The organism is Staphylococcus sp. FSL K6-0223 (genome assembly GCF_038008285.1).
This window is the reverse complement of record NZ_JBBOYX010000001.1, coordinates 256,099-277,728: the sequence shown is the minus strand read 5'-3', so window position 1 is coordinate 277,728 and position 21,630 is coordinate 256,099. Positions and strand designations below refer to the sequence as shown.

The 21,630-nt window shown below is 31.7% G+C and carries 18 protein-coding genes; 7 read left to right on the top strand and 11 right to left on the bottom strand.

Features of this window, described 5'->3' with window-relative positions:
* Nucleotides 1–123: 123 nt before the first annotated feature.
* Together arcA and isaB (MHI13_RS01285) are read right to left on the bottom strand one after the other, a co-directional pair.
* Nucleotides 124–1,359 (bottom strand): arginine deiminase, encoded by a 1,236-nt coding sequence (gene arcA, locus MHI13_RS01290; protein WP_054105836.1) that lies wholly within the window; start codon nucleotides 1,357–1,359, stop codon nucleotides 124–126.
* Between the two features lie 252 nt (nucleotides 1,360–1,611).
* Nucleotides 1,612–2,136 (bottom strand): immunodominant staphylococcal antigen IsaB family protein, encoded by a 525-nt coding sequence (gene isaB, locus MHI13_RS01285; protein ID WP_070548531.1) that lies wholly within the window; start codon nucleotides 2,134–2,136, stop codon nucleotides 1,612–1,614.
* 331 nt (nucleotides 2,137–2,467) lie between these two features.
* Between isaB (MHI13_RS01285) and MHI13_RS01280 the strand changes: the two genes are divergently transcribed.
* On the top strand, nucleotides 2,468–2,866 hold the full coding sequence (locus MHI13_RS01280; RefSeq protein ID WP_070548533.1) for a YolD-like family protein: 399 nt from the start codon (nucleotides 2,468–2,470) through the stop codon (nucleotides 2,864–2,866).
* A gap of 45 nt (nucleotides 2,867–2,911) precedes the next feature.
* Here MHI13_RS01280 and isaB (MHI13_RS01275) read toward each other — a convergent pair whose 3' ends face one another.
* On the bottom strand, nucleotides 2,912–3,433 hold the full coding sequence (gene isaB, locus MHI13_RS01275; RefSeq protein ID WP_070548535.1) for an immunodominant staphylococcal antigen IsaB family protein: 522 nt from the start codon (nucleotides 3,431–3,433) through the stop codon (nucleotides 2,912–2,914).
* Between the two features lie 202 nt (nucleotides 3,434–3,635).
* On the opposite strand from isaB (MHI13_RS01275), the gene MHI13_RS01270 reads away from it, so the two are divergent.
* Nucleotides 3,636–4,142 carry a hypothetical protein gene (locus MHI13_RS01270; RefSeq protein ID WP_070548536.1) on the top strand — a complete coding sequence of 169 codons (507 nt, stop codon included), beginning with the start codon at nucleotides 3,636–3,638 and terminating at the stop codon, nucleotides 4,140–4,142.
* A 55-nt stretch (nucleotides 4,143–4,197) separates the two neighbouring features.
* Here MHI13_RS01270 and MHI13_RS01265 read toward each other — a convergent pair whose 3' ends face one another.
* Nucleotides 4,198–7,026, bottom strand: a complete 2,829-nt coding sequence (locus MHI13_RS01265; RefSeq protein ID WP_070548539.1) for a YhgE/Pip domain-containing protein — start codon at nucleotides 7,024–7,026, stop codon at nucleotides 4,198–4,200.
* 264 nt (nucleotides 7,027–7,290) lie between these two features.
* On the opposite strand from MHI13_RS01265, the gene MHI13_RS01260 reads away from it, so the two are divergent.
* Nucleotides 7,291–9,492 carry an amidase domain-containing protein gene (locus tag MHI13_RS01260; RefSeq protein WP_070548541.1) on the top strand — a complete coding sequence of 734 codons (2,202 nt, stop codon included), beginning with the start codon at nucleotides 7,291–7,293 and terminating at the stop codon, nucleotides 9,490–9,492.
* A 54-nt stretch (nucleotides 9,493–9,546) separates the two neighbouring features.
* On the opposite strand, the gene MHI13_RS01255 is transcribed toward MHI13_RS01260, so the two are convergent.
* The 3 genes from MHI13_RS01255 to MHI13_RS01245 all read right to left on the bottom strand — a co-directional run bounded on the left by MHI13_RS01255 (nucleotide 9,547) and on the right by MHI13_RS01245 (nucleotide 14,321).
* Entirely contained in the window at nucleotides 9,547–11,124 is a 1,578-nt protein-coding gene (locus tag MHI13_RS01255) for a YfcC family protein (protein WP_070548543.1), read from the bottom strand.
* Nucleotides 11,125–11,395: 271 nt separating this feature from the next.
* Entirely contained in the window at nucleotides 11,396–13,591 is a 2,196-nt protein-coding gene (locus MHI13_RS01250; RefSeq protein ID WP_145423049.1) for an LPXTG cell wall anchor domain-containing protein, read from the bottom strand.
* Nucleotides 13,592–13,709: 118 nt separating this feature from the next.
* Complete coding sequence (locus MHI13_RS01245; protein WP_054105831.1) at nucleotides 13,710–14,321, bottom strand: metallophosphoesterase; 612 nt, start codon at nucleotides 14,319–14,321, stop codon at nucleotides 13,710–13,712.
* 256 nt (nucleotides 14,322–14,577) lie between these two features.
* Here MHI13_RS01245 and MHI13_RS01240 point away from each other — a divergent pair, with 256 nt between their 5' ends.
* Both MHI13_RS01240 and MHI13_RS01235 read left to right on the top strand, forming a co-directional pair.
* Complete coding sequence (locus MHI13_RS01240) at nucleotides 14,578–15,462, top strand: LysR family transcriptional regulator (protein ID WP_054105830.1); 885 nt, start codon at nucleotides 14,578–14,580, stop codon at nucleotides 15,460–15,462.
* Between the two features lie 253 nt (nucleotides 15,463–15,715).
* The gene (locus MHI13_RS01235; RefSeq protein ID WP_002449294.1) at nucleotides 15,716–15,883 is read left to right on the top strand and encodes a hypothetical protein; all 168 of its coding nucleotides are present in this window, start codon (nucleotides 15,716–15,718) and stop codon (nucleotides 15,881–15,883) included.
* A 101-nt stretch (nucleotides 15,884–15,984) separates the two neighbouring features.
* Here MHI13_RS01235 and MHI13_RS01230 read toward each other — a convergent pair whose 3' ends face one another.
* Nucleotides 15,985–17,163 (bottom strand): MFS transporter, encoded by a 1,179-nt coding sequence (locus tag MHI13_RS01230; RefSeq protein WP_054105829.1) that lies wholly within the window; start codon nucleotides 17,161–17,163, stop codon nucleotides 15,985–15,987.
* Nucleotides 17,164–17,375: 212 nt separating this feature from the next.
* Between MHI13_RS01230 and MHI13_RS01225 the strand changes: the two genes are divergently transcribed.
* Nucleotides 17,376–17,729: a DoxX family protein gene (locus MHI13_RS01225; protein WP_054105828.1), complete on the top strand. Its 354-nt coding sequence runs from the start codon at nucleotides 17,376–17,378 to the stop codon at nucleotides 17,727–17,729.
* Between the two features lie 139 nt (nucleotides 17,730–17,868).
* Nucleotides 17,869–18,222, top strand: a complete 354-nt coding sequence (locus MHI13_RS01220) for a hypothetical protein (RefSeq protein ID WP_002449196.1) — start codon at nucleotides 17,869–17,871, stop codon at nucleotides 18,220–18,222.
* Nucleotides 18,223–18,272: 50 nt separating this feature from the next.
* On the opposite strand, the gene MHI13_RS01215 is transcribed toward MHI13_RS01220, so the two are convergent.
* From MHI13_RS01215 to gtfA, 3 genes are read right to left on the bottom strand one after another with little or no spacing between them, the layout of a single operon-like run.
* Complete coding sequence (locus MHI13_RS01215) at nucleotides 18,273–18,749, bottom strand: peptide-methionine (S)-S-oxide reductase (RefSeq protein WP_054105827.1); 477 nt, start codon at nucleotides 18,747–18,749, stop codon at nucleotides 18,273–18,275.
* Nucleotides 18,750–18,774: 25 nt separating this feature from the next.
* Nucleotides 18,775–20,115, bottom strand: coding sequence for an accessory Sec system glycosylation chaperone GtfB (gene gtfB, locus MHI13_RS01210; RefSeq protein WP_070519021.1), 1,341 nt, complete (start codon nucleotides 20,113–20,115; stop codon nucleotides 18,775–18,777).
* Nucleotides 20,112–21,617, bottom strand: a complete 1,506-nt coding sequence (gene gtfA, locus MHI13_RS01205; protein ID WP_049382162.1) for an accessory Sec system glycosyltransferase GtfA — start codon at nucleotides 21,615–21,617, stop codon at nucleotides 20,112–20,114. Before gtfA ends, gtfB begins: the two co-directional genes overlap by 4 nt.
* Between the last annotated feature and the right edge of the window lie 13 nt (nucleotides 21,618–21,630).

Genomic DNA, 21,630 nt, shown 5'->3' with positions numbered 1-21,630 from the left:
TCCAATTTATAAGTATGATATCTATTTTACACTTTTTGTAGACTAATGGAATGTTTTTTAATATAAAAAGACGCTAGCCAAATGACTAACGTTTTTGATTATAACTTGTTTCACGTGAAAACATTATATATCTTCTCTAAATAAAGGTTGACTCATACATCTTGGACCTCCGCGACCACGTACTAATTCACTGCCTTTAATTTCAATCACTTTAATACCTTTATCACGTAATAATTGATTAGAGACATAGTTTCTATCGTATGTCACCACAACGCCTGGGCGAATACATAATGTATTAGATCCATCGTTCCACTGTTCTCTAGCACCGTCTATGACATCTCCATTGCCAGTAGGTATCAATTCTACGTTATCTACACCTAATGCATTGGCTAACGTTTCTCGTAGCTGTCTAGAGTGTGTAATTTTAATATCATCTTTCATTTCATCTTGCTCAATTGTAAAGATATTCAAGTGATTCTCTTCTTTAAAAATAGCTGCATGCACTGTAAATTTGTCATAATCAATCATTGTAAATACAGTATCTAGATGCATAAATGTACGACTATTAGGTATTTCAATCGCAAGTACTTTTTTAAATGTCGTATAGTCGTCTTTAAATATATTTCTTGCTAGTCGCTCAATGGCTTCAGCTGATGTACGTTCTGAAATACCGATAGCTAATACGTCTTTAGAAAGCACAAGCTCGTCTCCGCCTTCGATGTTAAACGGTGATGTACGATCAAGCCACACTGGTATATCTGCATCTTTAAAACGAGGGTGATATTTTAGAATATATGTCATAAAAATAGATTCACGACGTCTTGCGCGCCAATACATACGATTGATCGACATACCTCTACCAATACTCGCTTGTGGATCACGTGTAAAATATAGATTAGGCATCGGATCTAAATAGAATGGATAACGATCATCTAAATATTCCACTAGATGCGTTGTTTCAAGTTGAATGTCCTCTTTACGTATCCCAGACATCATTGTTTCAATTAATGCTTGATTTGATAATGTTGAAAAGTATGTTTTAATTTCTTTCTCATGACCTAAAATTGTTTTTTGAGATTCTGATAAAATATCATCAATCAATTGCTGTCTTACATCTTCATTTTCAATCGCTTCAGCAGCAAGTTGTTCTAGATAAACGACTTCTACCCCTTCACTTCTAAGTGTTTCTGCAAATTGATCATGCTCTTCTTGCGCCACTTTTAAATATGGAATATCGTCAAACAACAATCCACTTAAATGATCAGGTACTAAATTTTCTAACTCTTTACCTGGTCGTTTTAATAGCACTGTTTTTAATGTACCGATTTCATTATTAACTTGAATTGGCCCCTTTGTCATTTGTATTCCTCCTTCAAGTAAATGGTATATTTATTGTAATTATCATGAAGCAGTGGTTCATAATATACATTTCATGTATATAATTCTATCGTAGCACTAAATGTTAATTTCCAATAATAAAACCTTTTAATTATCGATCAGAAGACGATTTTAAAATTTTAACTTGAAATACCTTTATATAATCATTTAATATTTATTCGCCTATGTGTATAAAAAATGATTGAAGCGAATACGTTCACTTCAATCACCCATTTAATTCATTGCTTTTTGTACTGTACTATAGCCTAATACGACTCGGTCTACTTTACCTTTATTAACATCAAACCAAACTGTCATACCATTTTGTTTAGGTTGATAATAATAAATACCTGTTGTGTTGTTGTTACCATTATCAATTTTTTGTAGCTCTTTACTATATACTTTTTTAAGTTGTGTTAATGAAAGTTGACCTTTGACTTCCATATCTAATAACGAGGCAGTTTTACCATCTTTAGATACATTTCTGAAGTATTGATCATATTTCAATACCGATTTATTAGATGTTGTCGATTTAATTTTAATGCCATTAAATTTAACATTTTCAGCTTTAATCGCATTTTTAAAATTTTTATCTAATACGAATGAAGCATTTTGACCCGCATAACCATTATAGTTGTAATATGATAACGTTGCTGCGTGTGCAGTCGGCTGTTGAACAAGTGCATCTGTGACGCTAGCACCTAATAGTGTACTAAACGCTATTGTTGTAGCTACACATACTTTTGTTGTCTTTTTCATATGCGTCTTCCTCTTTCTCTTTAAACTACTCATATCATACTTCATTACTCATATCTATACAATCATTATAGCAATTGGTTATCTATTTAAATATTTTTTTATAAAATTGTGTTATACTATAAATAGGAGTAATAGTTCTATTTACTCCTTCATAAAAAGTTATACTACGTCATAACATTAGACCACGAGTTTACTTCCCCTTTGTTAAACTTGTGGTCTTATGATATATAAATTCATTATTTTAATTTTTAAATATAAGATTTATTTATATTATGAGAAACCACTTCAATAATACGAACATATGTTCTATAATATTATCGAGGTGATTTTAATGATTCCTGATCAATACAAACATGAAACAGATTATCGTAACATTCCTAGAGAATATTTAGACGCTAATATACCACAAGGACGTGGCATGATTAAGTGGGCACCTTTTACAGTGATGCCTGAACAATATGAACGAATAAAAACTTTTATCGAAAATCAAAATAAAATAACGATGCCCTCTTTGTCGGATGATCAATTCAATATTCTGAATAGACGATTAATCGAAAAATATACAACTCATCAACTCGCTATGATTAGTTATTTTAGAAATGGTACGATTCATTCTATTGCAGCTTATATTAAACGTATTGATATTTTAAAGCGGTATATTACAATTAGTAATGAGAATGGCTCACAAACAATGCAACTCGAATTTGCAGTATTATGTCACATTGAATAATAAAAACGAGCGAGAATTGAACTCAATTCCGCTCGTATTTATCATTTATTTACTTGTTGTGACACCTTCATAGCCAATATTTACTTCTACTGTTCTTCCATGTGTTATAACAAAAGAAACAATTAATCCATCTTTCTTAGGTTGATATTCGAAAATACCACTTTTTTTATCACTTGGAGTACCCTTTACCTTTTTAAAATCTGAGCCATACGCTTTTTTCAATTGATTATATGTCAAATCTCCTTTAACACTAAATTGAACTTTATTCGCCTTCTTGCCATCTTTACTTACACCAGTAAATTTTTGGTTATATTTTTCAAGTTCTTTATTACTATGCGCTTTTTCAAATTTTATTCCATTCATTGTTACATTTCCATATTTAACTGCTTTAATAAACTGTTTATTTGTTACAAATTTTGCGTCTTTATCAACATATCCGTTATATACATAATATGGCTTTGTAGCTGCATGAGCTGTATCCTCGATTGGTAAAACAGTTGTACTTACGCCTAATACTGTCCCAAATGCTAAAGTAACTGATGCTATAGATTTAACTATTTTATTCATGATTGTCCTTCTTTCTCTAATGAATTTTTATTTCACTATTATTATCTCATACTCTTTATCTTAATTCACTGTACTTTAGATGTATCTATCACAGAATTATGTAAATAAAATGTAATATGATTTGGTTATATAAATACTACCTATTTGTTGAACTTTGATTATAATAAATTAAAGAAATGAATTAAAAATGGAGGACTATAATTTGAAAAAAATATTAGCAACTATAGTCATTATATTACTTATTGTGGCATTAGGATTTTCAGTCTTTTTTGCAGCCACTCATTCTAATCAATCTGACCCAAATCAAACACAATCTACTAAAAAGAAAGATAAAAAAGAAACTACTTCTGAAAGTCATACAGTTCAATCTAATGAAACAAGTCAGTCTGACAATGGTACCAATGCGCAATCCGAGCCAACCAGTCAGTCAATACAAGAGGACCAACAAGCGACACAACGTCACTCTACTGTTCAAATTACACAGCCAAAAACAAGCGAATCATCAACTACGTCACAATCACAACATCGTTCAGAAAGTAACACATCAAAACAACCCACATCTCAAAGCACAGAAGACAAACCATCTTCAGAGCAAACATCAACTGAACAACCTTCAACAGAAGAAAAACCTTCATCACAACAAAGTACGCAGTCTTCAACTGAAAGTCACACTAATCGTAGTAGTGAATCTAATAACAAGTCTAATTAAAAATAATAGCCTGACTGATAATGATATTTCATTATCAATCAGGCTCTTTTATTTTCTATTCTGTTACTTTACTTTCTTCTACGCGTTTTGCAATCTTAGTCATAATTGGATCTAAGAATGGTTTAGCAATAAATCCAATTAAGAAGAAACCAAGACCGAAGAGTCCAAATATGATTAATTTTGTAATTAAAATTTCCGGTACAATACCACCGACTACTTCACGTAAACAATCAATTAAATACGTAAATGGTAAGTACGGCGAAATGTTTTGGAAGAACTTAGGTAGTGTAGCCACTGGGAAGGTACCGCCGCCACCTGCAATTTGTAATACTAAAAGAATAATGGCTACAGCTTTACCTGGGTTACCCAGTATAGATACACACGTATAAACAATGGTATTAAACACAATGGCTCCAAATAATGCAACGAGTACAAAGAGCAATGGTGATTCTACTTGCGCATGAAGTAAGAATAAGTCACCTGTTGTAACAATGAGGGTTTGTAATACACCCATCAAGATAAAGAACATTCCTTTACCAAGATATTCTTGCCGTTTCGTTAACTGATCTGCTAATTCTTCATGTTTGTTATGCACTGTTAATAAACTCACTAATAATAAAGCGCCTACCCAAATGGATAATGCTGTATAGAATGGTGTCATCCCTGAACCATAATCTCTGACTGGGAAAACATCCACAGTTTTCTTATTAATTGGGTTTGCGATAACATCTGCTTGTTTTTTCAAATCATTTTTTAGACTATTAACAAGCTTATCTACTGCATCGTCATCGTCCAATTGATTGAATATATCATTAGCCTTATTTAAATCTCTTTCGATACCAGGTAATTTTGTTTGTGCAAAGTTCGCTAAATTCGCTAAAGCTTCTTTTGCTTTTGGTTGATTCTCATCTAATAAATCTACTGCATTATCATACTTATCAAATAATGTTGGTAAGTTAGCATTAACAGTAGCTGTTGCATTCGCAAGACGTTGTTCTAAATCAGGTAAATCATTACGTACAAAGTCTGCAGCTTTTGCTACATTTTTTCGTACTGTTGGGAAGTAATTTTTAGCAGTTTGAGTTGCTTCAATATATCCCGCTTCAAGTGATGGTAATTCACTTTGAAGTGTTGCAATACGAGTTTGACCATTACCTACAATATCTTGACCTGCTTGAATCACTTGATTAATCGTATTTAATTTAGATTGCACATCTGATAATACAACTTGGCCTTCACTTAATTGTTTTGTAATATCATTAGAAACTACAAGTAAACGATGATTTAAATTATCTTTAATGTAATCTCTATAACTACCTAAACCAGAATTTAAAGCTGGCAAGCTTCTTAATACATTAATAGACTCCGCACTACCTTTACCACCACTTGATAATGCATCAATCAATTGGTTAGTAGAACGTAACGTATCATTAATACGGTTATTGGTACTTTCGATTCGTTTAATTTGTGGTGCTAAATTCACATGTTCACGTTGTTGTAATTCTTTTAATACATCAATCAATTGTTGATTGTATTTTGAAGTGTTTTCTAAACGTCCTTTAATATTTCGAAGCATGTCATTATATTCTGTTGGACGATTAGAGGCAATGACACCATACGTTATATCTCTTAATGCTTTTACATCAGATTGTGATGCCTTAGCTTGCTTATCCGCATTTGAAGATAATGCAAGTAATGCTTCAGCAAGTCCACTATTCATTGATTTAACATCTTCATTCGAAAGAATCTGACCATTAGGTAATTGATCATTATTCGAACTATTACTTAGTTTTTGAATCGTATATTGAGGCATACCGTTGTCATTAGTTGTCGCACTTTGTTGTCGTAAATTATTATTCACATTACCATTAACTGCTTGTGCTCGCCTAGTTGCCTCTTGATAATCCCCAACACGTTGCTTAGCCATACCTAAATAACCTTGTGCATCGTTAAGTTGTTGATTCGCTAAGTCTAATCCTTGACTCGCAATCTCTATCCCTCTATTAATTTTAGGGAACGTCTGAGGAATATCATCTGCTGCTACATTCACTAATTTCTGAATGTTAGGCATATATTCATTCAATGCGAGAATGAGTTTTGCTTTTTGATTTAAAGAAGGAATCGCTGCATTGACATCATTTAATTTTTGTTGAGCATTTAAAATATCATCTTTATAGTTATCTAAATCACGGAATTGATTCGCATATCGATCAAGCTGATCTTGATGATCATTAAGATAAACAATTCTATCTGCAATTTTATTCAATTTAGGTAAAGATTGATGGGCAGTATAGACTGCATTTTTAATTTTATCGATAGTTGGTACTTCGTCTTCAATTTGAAGACCTACTTTATTTGCTGCTTTCAATAATGCTTTCGTTACAGTAGTATTAAATTGTTTATTGGCTTCATCAACAATAATTGTCGAACCGGTATCAGTCATTTTAGGGGCGACAGCATTAATTTTTTGGTTCACTTTATATGTAATATCTGCTTTTTCCGGATGTTTACGAAGTGTTCCCGTAATTTGATGTGTAAATTTCTTAGGTATATAAATTCCTGCATAATATTTACCCATTCGTATTTCATGATCTGCTTTCTCCCGACTGACAAATTGCCAATCAAATTTATCATTGTTCTTCAATGTGTCTTCGAGCGTATTACCTACATTAATTTTCTTACCTCGAATTTTATCGCCTTGGTCTTCGTTTACAACTGCCACTTTAATATGACCTGTATTACTATATGGATCCCACATTGCCCATAAATTAAACCATGCGTAAAATGAAGGTAAAATTGCCAAACCGCCTAGAATTACCCAAGCAGCAGATGTTTTAGCGACACGCTTTAAGTCTGTCAAAAATAGTTTAAACGCGTTCTTCATTTTCACTCTCCTAAAAATGAAATATTAAGAATTTATATCAATATGATTTAAAACATTGTTTTTTATATCGTAGAATTAGTATAATACTTTTATCACGAATGCCGTAATTAGTTGATATACTTCAACAATTAAAATGGTACTCATGCATTATAGCAGAAAATAATTTTAACGACAAAGCTAATGCTACGTTAAAATACGATAGAAATCGTCTGACTTAAGACGGATTTATAAAATATATTATACAAAAGTAAGGAGCGTTTATTGATGTCGAAGCAAAAATTCATGATATATTTGCTAACTACAACTCTGGTTTTACCAACATTTACGTCTAGTGTTGCTCAAGCTGAAGAGACTACAAAACAAACTAAAACATCTGAATCAAATAATGAGGATTCAACTTCTACATCAGAAACAACACGTACTGAAAGCAATGAAATTCCATCTTCAGAAAATTCAACTTCTGATAGCTCTGATAATAATAAAAAGCAAGACCCTCAGTCAAAAGAAAGTCAATCAGACACAGTTTCAAATGAAGATGCCGCTTCTCATTCTAAACCATCATCAACACATTCGAAAAATAATCGTTCATCTCATACTAAAGATGAAGACACGTATCATACACCATTATCTGTATTTAACATGAATGGTTCAAATCATTCATTCTCATCAAACTTTTTAGATCCTAGTCACTTTGAAAATGGCTTCAGTTTAACAAGTTTGATTTCATCTTTATTCCATTTTGATGATGATATTTCTAAATATGAACATGTTGAAAGTGATTCATCTTCATCTAATACTAATGATGACAAAAATGCAACGAATACAACTTCTTCAGATGAAGATCGTACTGAATCATCACATCAACACACAACAATTGATCCATCACCTCAAGACTCATCTGATAAGTCAAATAGTCATACCACACCATCAAATCAATCTGAGGTACTAACAGAAAATAACCAGTCAGATCAATCGTCTGAGTCATCATTTAAATATAGTAACAGTAATAACAATTATTCAACTGATGATTCTAGCGTAAGCAAAGCCTTAGATTCATTGAATCAATTAGCTTCAGATTTAAATGATTCTAATACTAATGAGTCCTCGACATCTGAAAATAGCAATCAATCAACATCACAGCAAACAACAAAAAATACAACATCTCAAACCTCTCAAGAAGAGCAAGCAACACCTAATAAAGATCGTCAACAATCAGAGGATGTACTAGATGCGCTTCTTGATAAATATAGTGATAAAGCAACACAAACACATAAAGACTATACATCATCTAAAAAAGACAGCACATCTCAAGCATCACAAAATGAAGATTCAAAAAAAGATACATCAACAACTCAAGACCAACTAGACACAAATAAAGACAATCCACAATTACCAACGGAAAAACAACTAAAACATAAACAAGAAGCACCACAATCATTTGAAAATGATTTTAAACAAAGTAATACACGCGCTATAAGTTTATTCCAAGACGTACCACAATTAGATGGGAACAATGTTACTAATGGAAAGATGGCAGTGGTAGAAAATAAAGCAACACGTGAATTTATTACATCTATTGCTAAAGATGCGCATAAAATTGGGCAAGATAATGACATTTATGCTTCTGTTATGATTGCGCAGGCCATTTTAGAATCAAGTTCAGGTAATAGCGCTCTTGCACAAGCACCAAACTACAATTTATTCGGTATGAAAGGTAGTTATAAAGGCGCTTCAGTTAACTTCAATACACTTGAAGCTAGTAGCGATAATCATATATTTAGTATTAATGCTAGTTTCCGTAAATATCCAAATCTTAAAGCTTCATTAAAAGATTATGCTGATTTAATCAAACACGGTATTGACGGTAATCCTACAATTTATAAATCATCTTGGAAAAACATTGCACCAAGTTATCGTTCAGCAACACGTCATTTAAGCCAAACTTATGCGACTGATCCAAACTATGCAACGAAATTAAATAGCTTAATTGAACATTACAATTTAACTGATTTTGATAAGAAACACATGCCTGATTTAGATAAATACTCAACATCAATAGGAAGTAGTGGCACAGATGTTTCAGGAAGTGCATTTAAGCCATTTTCAATTTCAGATGTTGCTTCACCGTATCCATATGGTCAATGTACTTGGTATGTGTACGAACGTGCTCAACAATTTGATAAACATGTAGGCGGTCATTGGGGCGATGCACATAACTGGGATAATAGCGCTGAAGACGCAGGGTATAATGTAAGTACAACCCCTAAAAATCATACAGCAGTTGTATTTGAAGCAGGTCAATCTGGAGCAAGTGGGTTATATGGTCACGTTGCTTTCGTTGAAAAAGTCAATGATGATGGATCAATCATTATTTCAGAATCAAATGTAAAAGGATTAGGTATTGTATCATATCGTCAAATTGATGCGGATACTGCCTCATCTTTACACTACATTCAACCTAAATAAATGCATAACAAAAGCCATTGAGTTTCAAAAATTTGAAACTCAATGGCTTTTTTATTATGAATATACTAATACTTGGGCAACTAATAAGCCACCGCCAAAGATAAATACAAAAACGACAATTGGCCATACAAATTTAAACCAATGTGAATATTTCATATCCAACATTTGTAATGTAGCCATAATCAATCCTGTTGGTGCTAAAAATAGCATCGCATATTGTCCAAATTGATACGCTGTAACAATCACAAATCGAGGGATACCTACTGTATCAGCAAGTGGTGCAAATATTGGCATCGCCAGTACAGCTAATCCTGATGATGAAGGAATAATAAATCCTAGGAAGAAAAAGATAATCAATAATACAAGAATAAACAGTGGTCCATTCACATGTTTTACAAGTGATGATGAAAAATTTAACACTGTATCTGAAATCAGTCCATCATTCATAATCCTATTAATACCACGTGCAAGACCAATGATTAATGATACGCCTACTAAGCTTGATGCACCATTAACAAATGCATCGACCACTTTTTTCTCACCTAATCCATTCTTACCTAATGCGACAATAAGCATAATCACAATGGTAAAGGCTAAAAACATAGACGCCATAATCGGGAACCACCATCCCTGAGTCATGACGCCCCAAACCATAATTGGGAAGGGCAAGATAAAGAGTATTAAAATAATTTTTTCACGTAAGGTAAAGATACTGTCTTCACTATTATTCTTAATCACTGACCATTGTCGTTCAAACTTCACTTTATCATCATAAGTGTATGATCGTTTCGGATTTTTTTTTATGCGTTTTGCATACCAGTATAAATATCCAATCGTAAAGATGGTTGCTACAATAAGTCCAGCAATACGCCAATATAATCCATCTACAAAGGTTGTTCCTGCGGCATTAGAGGCGATGACTACTGAAAAGGGATTAACTGTTGAAAACGTACTCCCAATAGAACTCGCCAAGAAAATAGACCCTACACATATAATAGAGTCATAGCCCATCGCTATAAAGATAGGTACCAACACTGGATAGAAAGCGACCGCTTCTTCTTCAATGCCACATAACGTTCCACCTAAAATCATTAAGATAGATACCATAAAGACCAGTAAAAATTCATGTCCTTTAGTTTTTTTAGTTAATGCTAATAATCCCGATTCAAAAGCACCACTCGTTTGTACGACGCCTATTAAACCACCAAGCACAAGAATAAATACCATGACATCGACAGCTTCAATCGTTCCATTTACCATACTTGTCGTAATTTGATCGGGACCCGCTGGCTTTTGTTTCAAGCGCTCGTAAGTTCCAGGAATCGATATCGGTTTATTGATAGCACCTGATTTAAATTGATTCACATCAATTTTGACACCTAATTTATCAAGTTGCTCTTGTGTCCCTGGGACTGTCGTTGTTTTATGATGTGCATCGACAATCTTAAATTCATGCGCTCCTGGATTATAAGAAAGCTTAGAATACGCACCTGCTGGCACAATCCAAGTTGCTAACACCGCAATAATGGTTAAAATAAATAATATTGTAAATGCACCAGGCATTTTTAATCGAAACCGTTTTTTCTCTTTTTTATCAGATGCTATATGCGATACGCGTTCACTGTGTTCCATGCTCCCCACCCCTTTAATCTTAATCACTTCAACATGTGCCACGTCATAATTACAATTGAGTCATTTTAAAATTGTTTTTTCACACTTCAAGTTTATGTCTAATGCATATGACATTCAATGATGATGTAAAGTAAATTGATTATGATTCATACTTTGGATACATCTTTTACATATGTTGAGTTGTCCATTTAAGTGCAACAACTCAACATATAAAAATAGAGTAAATAATTAATGTTCAATGGCATTAATTATTTACTCCTATTTATTTGGTTTAGTTATTAGATTTGTGATGTTTACGACGACTGAACCATACAAGTGCCCCGCCTGCAATAGCAATCACTGCTGCAATCGGAATCCAGTTTTTCTTAATGGCTTCACCTGTTGCAGGTAATGATAAATTTCCATCACTATTAAATAAACCGCTAAGTAAACCATCATCGCCTAAATGACCTAATGATAAGCCTTGTGTTGGATTAGGAATATCACTTATACCGTCAAGTAAGCTGTTTCCATTTGTTAATCCATCAAGCAAACTACTACCTGAAGGAAGATTGCCTAATAGACTTGAACCAAGATTTGAACCACTTGTGTTACCCGTAATACGATCTAATAATGATGGGCGATTTACAATTGGATCAAGAATATAATTTAATCTATTTTTGGCTTGACCTAAGCTATTTTGAAGTTGTAATAATTCATTTGCTTTACCGTTAATTGTACTTTTCACTAAATCCAAAGCATTCGCTTTGTCAGATTGTACTCTTGAAATAATATCAGCTAAAGCTTTCGCTTTTGCTTGGTTTAATTTTGTTGCTAACATTGTTTCAATAGCTTGTTTACGATTAGACGTTTTATCTAAAATATCATTTAAAATATCATCACTAGACACAAGACCATGTTGATTAAATGCTTGTTTTAAGCGATCAACAATTTGTGAATTTGTTAAATGGTCATTGGCTAATCGTTTCGCAATAGTAGCCGCTTCATTTTGCCCTAAACGTGTAGATAAAATTGTTTTTAATAAATCCTCTTTATTAGTAGCTTGTTCTAACATAGATTTTAAAATGTCATCACTCGTTGTTGAAGTTAATCCATCAATTTGTTTCATAATCTGATCTGCAATTTGTTTATCAGACTGCCCTTTTGTTTTAATATTTTTCAAGATGTGTTGTGCTTCATTTTTACTAAACACGCTATTTAATATATCTTCAGCTGCATGTTGTTTGTCAGACGCTTGTTGCAAACGATTAAGAATAATATCACGGTTATTCTCTATATTTTTACGTACAGTTTCAATGTCATTATCAATAGCTTGTTTATCTTTTTTCGCTAAATCAGCTTGATGTTGAATGTTATCACGTAAATCAGATAATTGATCTAATTTACGATTGATATATAAATGACTGGCATCATCTTTACTATTTTCAATTTTAGCAATAGCTTGATTAATTTTTTCAGTTTCTGATAATTGGTGATTCACTTTATCAAATTGATGATGTCGTACATCTGTATCTAAGTCTTGATCTTTATGCGTATTGTTTAATTTAGCTAATTCATCTAATACATGATGGTTTGAATTAGAATGTGTTGTGTCTTCTGTTATTGGCGCATCTTGAGTGCTAGATGATTCAGTTGTCGCCTCTTCAGTATTATTGTCATCACTTGGTAATTGGTTTGAATTGTTTTCTTTTGAACTTTCCATGTCTTTTTTAGCACTATCGATATCATTTTTAATACTATCTAATTTATCAACAATAGAAGTTTCTGATTTAGAAGAGGTTGGTTGATTTGAAGGATCCTCAGTTGTTGGTGCTTCTTTTGATGATTCTTCCGTAGTGGATTCCTCTTTCGTTACTTCATCAGTTGTGTTTTCAGAAGTATTTGATTCAGAAGACGAAGATTCATTTGATGTTGTTGCATCTTTTTGTTGACCGCTATCAACTTTATTAGATAGAACATCTAAATCTGATACGATGTTATCTAAATCATTTGATATATTAGATGTATCATCAGCAGAAGTGTCGTGACTTGTTGTAGCTTTTTCTTCTGTTGACGCATCTTGAGTGCTAGATGATTCAGTACTATTATCCTTGTTTGAAACGTCCGTTGTGTTTTCTTGTGCTGTTGCTTTATTTTCTTTTTTCGCTTCTTTGATTATATTTTTAATTTCAGTCTGATTTTTAGCACTTTCAATATCTTCTTTATAACTTTTTAACTCAACTGCACTTAAATGTTTTAGTTGCTTAATGTCTTTTTTCGCTTTATTAATTGCATCTTGTAAATCTTTTTGAACATGTGTTGAAGTTTCAGAAGTTGCTGTTTCTGCATCTTGTGTTGCTGCAAATGCATCTTTAGTAAACCCGTAACCTACAAGTGAACTACTTAATATTAAAGCTGAACATGACACTTTTAAATACGAACTTAACTTCGACATTTTACGATTTTCGTTTTGCGTATTTTTATTCATTAATGCCACCCTTTTTTAGTGATATTCCATTTCATTATATAACATTTTACATAAAACTTGAATGTCTTATTATATTTTTATTTATTTATTTTCATCAAAGATTAAACATCATTAACTATTATATGTTTAAGCGTTTTATATTCATTTTTCGAATATTCGTTACCTCTACTGAATACTGATATTGACCTGTTAAATCAATCAGCGATAAAAACTTATTATGTCCTGCGCCTGTATCTATAGATAGTTCATTTTTATTTTTATAAATGTCGTCTTTTTTTAATCCATAGCGATAATTCGGTACATGGCCATGAACTAGATATTTATTTTTAGGAATCTGACGATTAAGCGAATGTGAATAATGCCCAGTAGTATATTCTTTAATCTGCTTATTCAAAGGTTTATTGGTATCTATTCCTGCATGTGCAAAAATATAATTACCAATCACTTCAACAGCAGATAATTCACGTAAGAACGCATGCCAACGCTTAATCTTTTTATTTTTACTATTTAACCAGCGCATTTCATGGTTACCTGCTAAAGCAATCGCACCACGTCGTTTTAACCTTTTAACTAATTTTAATGTTCCAAATGAATCCGGTCCATTATTGACATAATCCCCCATAAGTACGAGCTGATCTTTTTTGGGATTATATTTTGCTCGTTTTAAAAGTGTGGCAAGGGCTTTTCGATGTCCATGAATATCAGAAATCACAAGTAGCCTTTCTGACATGTAAATCTCTCCTTAAATGTAAATTCTTTATGTTGTAAGACTTGTTACGCAACATTGTTATTACCCTTAATTTTCAATTTAATACATGAGAGCGTAACAGAATTCTGATTCAATTCTCTACTGACAATACTGTATAGTCCATTATACTGTATCAACATTAACTAACTTTAAACAATTTATTAACGTAATCTCAAAATTCTTTCTTTAATATAAATAATAGAATAGAAAAAATTTATATATTTTGGGGAATTAATTTATGAATACAAAACAAATGATGATTTTTAAAAATTTTGTTGAATTGCAGAATGAAAATGCTGTTGCTGAAAAACTGGGGATAACGCAACCAACTGTAACATTTCATCTAAAAAATTTAAATAACGAACTTGGAATACCTTTATATTTTAAAAAAGGGAAATGTTTCAATTTAACCGATGCTGGAGACTTACTTTATCGTAATTCTAATAAAATGCTAAATTTAATTGATGAAACAACAAATATGATTGAAGAATTCAAACAATCTAAACGTGGAACTTTACGCGTTGGAGCAAGCCATGCACCTATTTATAGTATTCTTCCTAGCACTTTTAAAAAATATATGCACGATTATCCAAATATTGATATTAATTTAATTGTAGATACTGCTCCTATAATACTAAATAAAATAAAAGATAGAGAGATTGATATCGGTGTTATTTCAGAAAAAGGATTCAATGAAAAAGAATTGAAAGTGAAACGTCTTCAAGAAAATCCACTTGTTATCGCAATGGATAAAAGACATCCTTTGGCTTCAAAAACAGATATTTCATTAGAAGATTTAAATGCGTATCGTTTCATTATTCATAGTAGTGGTTCAACACGAGAAAGTATTGATGATTGGCGAAAAAACAATTTTATTGATTTAAATGTTCATATGGAATCAAATAGTATTAGTAGTATATTAACAATTATTAAAGATTCTAATTATCTAAGTCTTGTAAGCCAAAGCACCTTATTCCATCATCCTAATATTATTGGTAAGTCATTAAAAGAAGGCCCACCTTCAAGCTATATCTCTATCGTTTACCGGGCAGATCATCGTCTCACTTCTCTTATTCAAAACTTCATGACATTAATCTATTCTTTAAAAAATGAAAGTATTTAGACGTCAATGATATGCAAAGATCATTTATATAACCAAAGGAGTAGAAAACAATTCTTTTAGAATTCATTTTCTACTCCTTTTAATTATTTTATTAAATGTAAATTTCTTATAAATTTTATTAATAAATAACTATAAAAATGATAACATTTTTACATTATATTAATAAATCGCTATAAAAACTTGTTTATTCCTAATATAATAAAATTAAGAGAACACCGTTTTCATTAATTTTGATATGAAGGAGGCTGAGTTGATGCTTATACTTTCTATTATTTTACTAGTAGTTGGTATCATACTCATCTCTATTAGTAGCTTTGTCGCATATAGACAAGATATTGATCTTAGAGAAAAAATATATTTACCTGGCGTTTTATTTGTACTCATTGGTGCAATTTGTCTGATCGGATATTTCGTAGCTTAAGTTTATACATAAGTTATAGGGAGTATGTCAATAGATCCTAAATGAGTGTTGTCACACTCCCTGTATTTTTTCATTGGTCATTCTTTTATATATCATATATATTATCGTATTTCATTTTTTCTACCTGGTAAAAGTAAAGCGACTATAAGAGCGATGATGCCGATGGTCGCAATCATTATAAATTGTAATGTGAAATTAGATAATGGTTGAATAAGAATCATCAATAATGGCGCAATGGCTGTTCCTAAAAACAGAATAAAGGTATTAACAGATAAGAAGAAACCTTGATTTCGATTGACAACCATACCTACTTTTGAAATAGTAGATGGAATTGCAAACGCAATACCTCCTACAAATAATACACTCCATATCACTAATAAAATAACATTTGTAGTGAAGCCCATTAAAATAAGAGAAACTATACTGACAATTAATGCGCCTACGATAACATGTTTAACTCCTGTACGATCACTCATACGTCCTGCTAATAATGAAAGTAACATCCCAATAATACCAAAGAGTTTAGCATTAATGGCTGTTGCTTCCGAGCCACCCACAATATCAGAAGTAATATAATGATTAAAGATTGTATACATACTAATAAACATTGTAAGTAAAGATAAAGAAATAAGATAACATAATATGACTATTTTATTATCTTTAAAATCTTTAAAGTTTTTAAAGAAACCTACTAGTTTGAGTTGAGGATTTTTCACTGGACTTTCTGGAATATATTTATATATAAGTACTGCTATAAAAATGTAAAGTAACGTTAATATAAAATACACCATATGCCAATTAGTATAACGTACTACAATTTCACTCAAGTTTTGGCCAATGACACCAGATAACATAAAACTTGTACTAATAAAACTAATCGCAGTCACACGTTTTACTGGGGAATACGTTTCAGTGACATAAGTAATAGATACAGGTGAAAAAGCTGCCGCGCATATACCTTGAATTGCACGAAGAATAATAAGTAGTGTGAACGAATGAATGAAGCCTATAAGTAAACATATGATGACGAGTCCAATAAGTCCAAACAAAATCGTACGAATACGTCCAAATTTTTCAGAAATTGTACCATAAAATAGACAACTTAGTGAATACGTAATTGAAAAGATCACACCATTTAGAGAGGCAACAGCATTTGAAATGCCAAAATCTTTTGCGAATACCGAGGTAAGGGGTAAAGCAGTATATAAACTTGCCATAACAATAATACCCGAAATAAAGAAAATTGTAGTCATTCGATTATAATTCATCGATGTTTCCATAATATAACTCCTTTCATAGATTTTGTCACAACAGTATTATTATGACACGTTCAATATAGTTTCTAAAGTGTACTGATTAACACTTTCTTATAAAAAGGTAATTATCTAACGCTTTTTATTGACTTTACTTACCAATAATCATATAATTTCTAGTATAAAAATTATACTTATTTTATAATAAAATAATTTAACTAAAAAAGGAGTACTTATTAATGATCTTACGTTATGCTGCAAATTTAAAACTTGCAAAAGAATTATATGATTCATCAAAACCAAAATTACAAGGTAGCCAAGAAATGATTGATACATTTAAAAATGTATTTGGTTTACCAGAAAAATCAGTTAAATTAGCAGGTACAGTAGAAGCTACTGCTGCTGCATTATTTGTTGCAAGTTTCTTAAACAAAAATATTTCTCGTTTAGGTTCTATTGCAACATTTGGCGTATTAGGCGTTGCAGCTTACAAACACTTTGAAGCTGGTCACGGTAAAGAAGGCGCACAACACGCTTTAGATTTACTCGGCTTAGCTGCTTTAAGTTTTGCTGATACGTTCGGTAAAAACTAATTCAATAACTATATAAATAAAAACGTTCAGCGTGAATGCATTACACACATTTATGCTGAACGTTTTTATTTAACTTTTTTTAACGCGACTTTTATACTTAGTTTAACTAAAAAATATGATATAAAGGAGCATTTTGATAATGATATTACGTTATGCTACCAATTTAAAACTCGCTAAAGATTTGTATGCCGCTTCAAAACGTAAACTTACCGGTAACCCTTACACTAAACAACTATTTACACAAGATTTTAAATTATCGGAACGTGCAATGAAATTAGCAGGTGTGATTGAGTTCATTGCATCGGGTTTGTTTGCCACAAGTGTCTTGCATAAAAATATCTCTCGCTTAGGATCACTTGTCACGTTTAGTGTATTAAGTGTTGCAGTATACAAACGCCTTGAAGCAGGTCATGGTAAGGTTGGCGCACAACATGCTTTAGATTTATTAGGTTTAGCTGCACTTAGTCTTATCGATACATTTTCTAAGAAATAATAAAGCGCACATGGGACAACGAATACGATATGAATGCTGTCCCATTCCTTTTAGTTGTATTTATTTAATATACTTTTAGAGATGTGACATAATGATATATCTTCAGGATGTTTATCTAATCTATCTTGATGTTCGTCTGCACTTTTAACATAATTTTCTAAAGGACGTACTTCCACAACGATTTTATCTCTATCTGAACGTTGTTGAATGAATTGTTGTGCTTCTTTAAGATGGTTCTCATTTTCACTATAAACACCTGTACGATATTTAGGTCCTTTATCTACGCCTTGCTTATTCAGACTGTATGGGTCTATGATTTCAAATAAATAATGCATTAAATCATGAATTGAAGTGATGTCAGGATTAAAAACTGTTTTAACGCATTCTACATAGCCATCATATTCATCATCAAGTCGCTGCGTCATTCCATTCGCACGTCCTGCTTCAGTAGCCATAACACCTGGCAATGTTTTAATAAATGCTTGTACACCCCACAAACACCCTCCAGCTAGATATACTGTTTCCAATGTATCACTCCTAAACTCTAAATACTTAAATTAATCCTAATATTTGTTTTAAAGTCTTTTTAAATTGTCGTTTATCAATTTGATTATTGTGTAACTTTTGTTGTTTAAGTCGTTCTTTAAATTGTTCTTTATTTTTCACAATAATATTTAAGATATTACTTAAGTCATGATAGTGTTGCATTGAAATTATATTGTCATCTGCCACAAAAGAAGGTCGATGTATTGTTTCTTTATAACCAAGTATCAGTTGATTGTTTAACATAGCCCTTTCAAGTGCATTTAAAATTTCGCCACCATGATTAACATCTAAATAAATGTCACATTTTTTAAACAAACGATCAACTGTTTTTGGCGTAACTGTTGGATAAAGCACTACATTTGAATACTGCTCTAAATTTAATAATTTAGAAGACATTTCAGTTATCGCGCCGATATGAAATTCAAACTCTGGATGTAATTTTATCAATTCTTCAATATATGGAATATCATCGGAATTTGTTAAATTCAGTATGCGTTTTGTATATTTATTATTCCTTTGATAATCATATAAATATCCCGCTGATTGAATATTATCTATATAATTTGCTTCGATATGGCTTATAATACGTTCATATTCTTGTTTATCTGGAATAATAACCGATGTCTGACATTGCTCTTTATCTAATAGGAGTTTCATATTTCCTGGGACATGACTCTCACTATTTTCTTGCCAAAATAGTACGGCTTGTTTAATAAAATCAGAATAATAAAGTACAAAAAATGGGGTTGCAAGAGAATTAATAATAATCTTAGAAATATCTATATCTAATTGATTCAAAAAGAAAATAATGAAGTCATGTTTGGATGCAAAGAAATAAGATTGACCCTTCCAATCCAGCACAATGTCTTTGGTAACAAAGTTTTCATATATGACTTCTTTACCTTCACGATTCACATATGTTTTTAAGATGGGTTCTTTTTCTAAATCATATACCGTTTGTGCAAATTTGACTCCCTCTTTAGTGTAATGATCGACTGAACGTAAACGATCTTTTTCATCAAACCATTCAACAAAATTTACAATTCTATTTTTAAAATGTTCACGGTAAAATATGCGTCCTCTCACTTTGCCATTATCAATAATTTCTGCAATATTTTGATTTCCCGCAATTTCCCATAAAGGAGGAATATTCACCTCATTAAAAAAAGTTGGTGTATCATCTTTAAATTGTTTATAATTAGCAAAAAATTTATAAGGTGATATGACATCATCAGGTAAAAAACCATTGTCATCCATCACAATTGTTGGATGTCGATAATCTGCAAGATACAGAGATTGTTGTAATTTTTGTGATGCATCATTAAATGTTTCAAATAAATTAATCATTGTAGCACCTCATTAATTAAATTTTGCCATTTTTGCGTGATATTTGTTGTTTCATAAGGTTTTGCAATTTTATAAGACATGTCATGAGGACGTGTTAATCCTTTATTGAAATATTGAATGATTTTTTTTGCCATGCTATCAGTAATATCTTCTATATTTTGATTGTCTTTATCGATTGGAATGAGATATCCATTCTTACCCTCTTCAATAAATGTAGGATTGCCGTAATTGACTTCAAAACCTATCATACCAAGACCAGAACCTACTGCTTCCATTAAAGTAAGCCCAAACCCTTCACTTGTAGAAGCAGAAACAAATAATTCATAATTCATATAAATATCATCTAAGTTGACATGTCCTTTTAATTGAATATAATCTTCTGCATGATTTTCTTTAATAATATTTTCAATATTTGATTTTTCGCCACCATGCCCATATATATCAAACCTTAATTTAGGTACTTCTTTTTTAGCTTTAATTGCTGCTTTAACAATCCAGTCTACATGTTTTTCACTAGCCAGTCTTGAGGCAGTTAACATCGAGTAAGGTTGACGATGTTCCTTAGGATAATTAAGCTGTTGCAAACTGCCTACTGGAATCGTGCGTATTCGTGGTTGATATGATGTGTATTTTTTAAATTGCTCAGATAAGATTTTATTTTGTAAATCTGTGGCCGTAATATAAAAATCAATAAAAGGTGCTTTAGAAAATACATATTCATAGAAATTATTCCATAAAATATGAGTATCATCTGTTGAATTTTCACTATAATGTTCAGCGTGAACTACAATTCCTACTTTACTAGGACCTTTATTTTCAAGAATAGCTTGCCCTACTTTTGTAGAACGATCAATAATGACTATATCATCCGAAGTTAAATGTAACTGTTGCATGAAATAAGCTACAAACTGTTGTTTACTGTATAATCTAGCATCATCAAACACATATATACTCGAATTTCCATCAATATACTCTCGATATACCACAGAACCATCTTCATTATAAAACTGTCTCATATACACTTTGGCACGATTATCCTTTGGTGCATAATACTCTGAAAACGTACGAACATAACTATAATAATCTTTTCGTATCAGCATTCCATTCACAACAAACTCAGCACGATCTACAACTTCTTTATCTTCCTCTTTTAAATAGCAACTTACATAAGATTGATTATTACCAATATATAAACGTAACACTTTTCCTGTTTGAATACGTGCAGTAACAGGATTACCTAAATCTTGAATCAGTTGGTCAATCGTATATGTCGTGGGTGCTATCTTAATATCACTAAAATATTGATATAACCATATAACCTCATCATCTTTAAAGCCAATATTGTGGGTTAATGTTTGAATATTTTCAGATGAAATAAAATCTAAAAAAATAAATTTAGCTGATTGATTAATTTGTCTTAATAATTTGGCGCGATAAGCTTGTGCATATTCTACTCCACTACTTGCCCAGCCAATTCCAAAATTTATATTATAAATGGTCACTAAACAACACCTC

Bases quoted from the DNA above. Each gene is read 5' to 3' on its own strand.
- MHI13_RS01245 (WP_054105831.1), bottom strand. From the start codon at position 14,321: ATGTCAGAAAGGCTACTTGTGATTTCTGATATTCATGGACATCGAAAA.
- gtfB (WP_070519021.1), bottom strand. From the start codon at position 20,115: ATGATTAATTTATTTGAAACATTTAATGATGCATCACAAAAATTACAA.
- isaB (WP_070548535.1), bottom strand. From the start codon at position 3,433: ATGAATAAAATAGTTAAATCTATAGCATCAGTTACTTTAGCATTTGGG.
- MHI13_RS01230 (WP_054105829.1), bottom strand. From the start codon at position 17,163: ATGGAAACATCGATGAATTATAATCGAATGACTACAATTTTCTTTATT.
- MHI13_RS01260 (WP_070548541.1), top strand. From the start codon at position 7,291: ATGTCGAAGCAAAAATTCATGATATATTTGCTAACTACAACTCTGGTT.
- MHI13_RS01225 (WP_054105828.1), top strand. From the start codon at position 17,376: ATGATCTTACGTTATGCTGCAAATTTAAAACTTGCAAAAGAATTATAT.
- MHI13_RS01265 (WP_070548539.1), bottom strand. From the start codon at position 7,026: ATGAAGAACGCGTTTAAACTATTTTTGACAGACTTAAAGCGTGTCGCT.
- MHI13_RS01220 (WP_002449196.1), top strand. From the start codon at position 17,869: ATGATATTACGTTATGCTACCAATTTAAAACTCGCTAAAGATTTGTAT.
- arcA (WP_054105836.1), bottom strand. From the start codon at position 1,359: ATGACAAAGGGGCCAATTCAAGTTAATAATGAAATCGGTACATTAAAA.
- MHI13_RS01240 (WP_054105830.1), top strand. From the start codon at position 14,578: ATGAATACAAAACAAATGATGATTTTTAAAAATTTTGTTGAATTGCAG.
- MHI13_RS01255 (WP_070548543.1), bottom strand. From the start codon at position 11,124: ATGGAACACAGTGAACGCGTATCGCATATAGCATCTGATAAAAAAGAG.
- MHI13_RS01280 (WP_070548533.1), top strand. From the start codon at position 2,468: ATGATTCCTGATCAATACAAACATGAAACAGATTATCGTAACATTCCT.
- MHI13_RS01235 (WP_002449294.1), top strand. From the start codon at position 15,716: ATGCTTATACTTTCTATTATTTTACTAGTAGTTGGTATCATACTCATC.
- MHI13_RS01250 (WP_145423049.1), bottom strand. From the start codon at position 13,591: ATGAATAAAAATACGCAAAACGAAAATCGTAAAATGTCGAAGTTAAGT.
- isaB (WP_070548531.1), bottom strand. From the start codon at position 2,136: ATGAAAAAGACAACAAAAGTATGTGTAGCTACAACAATAGCGTTTAGT.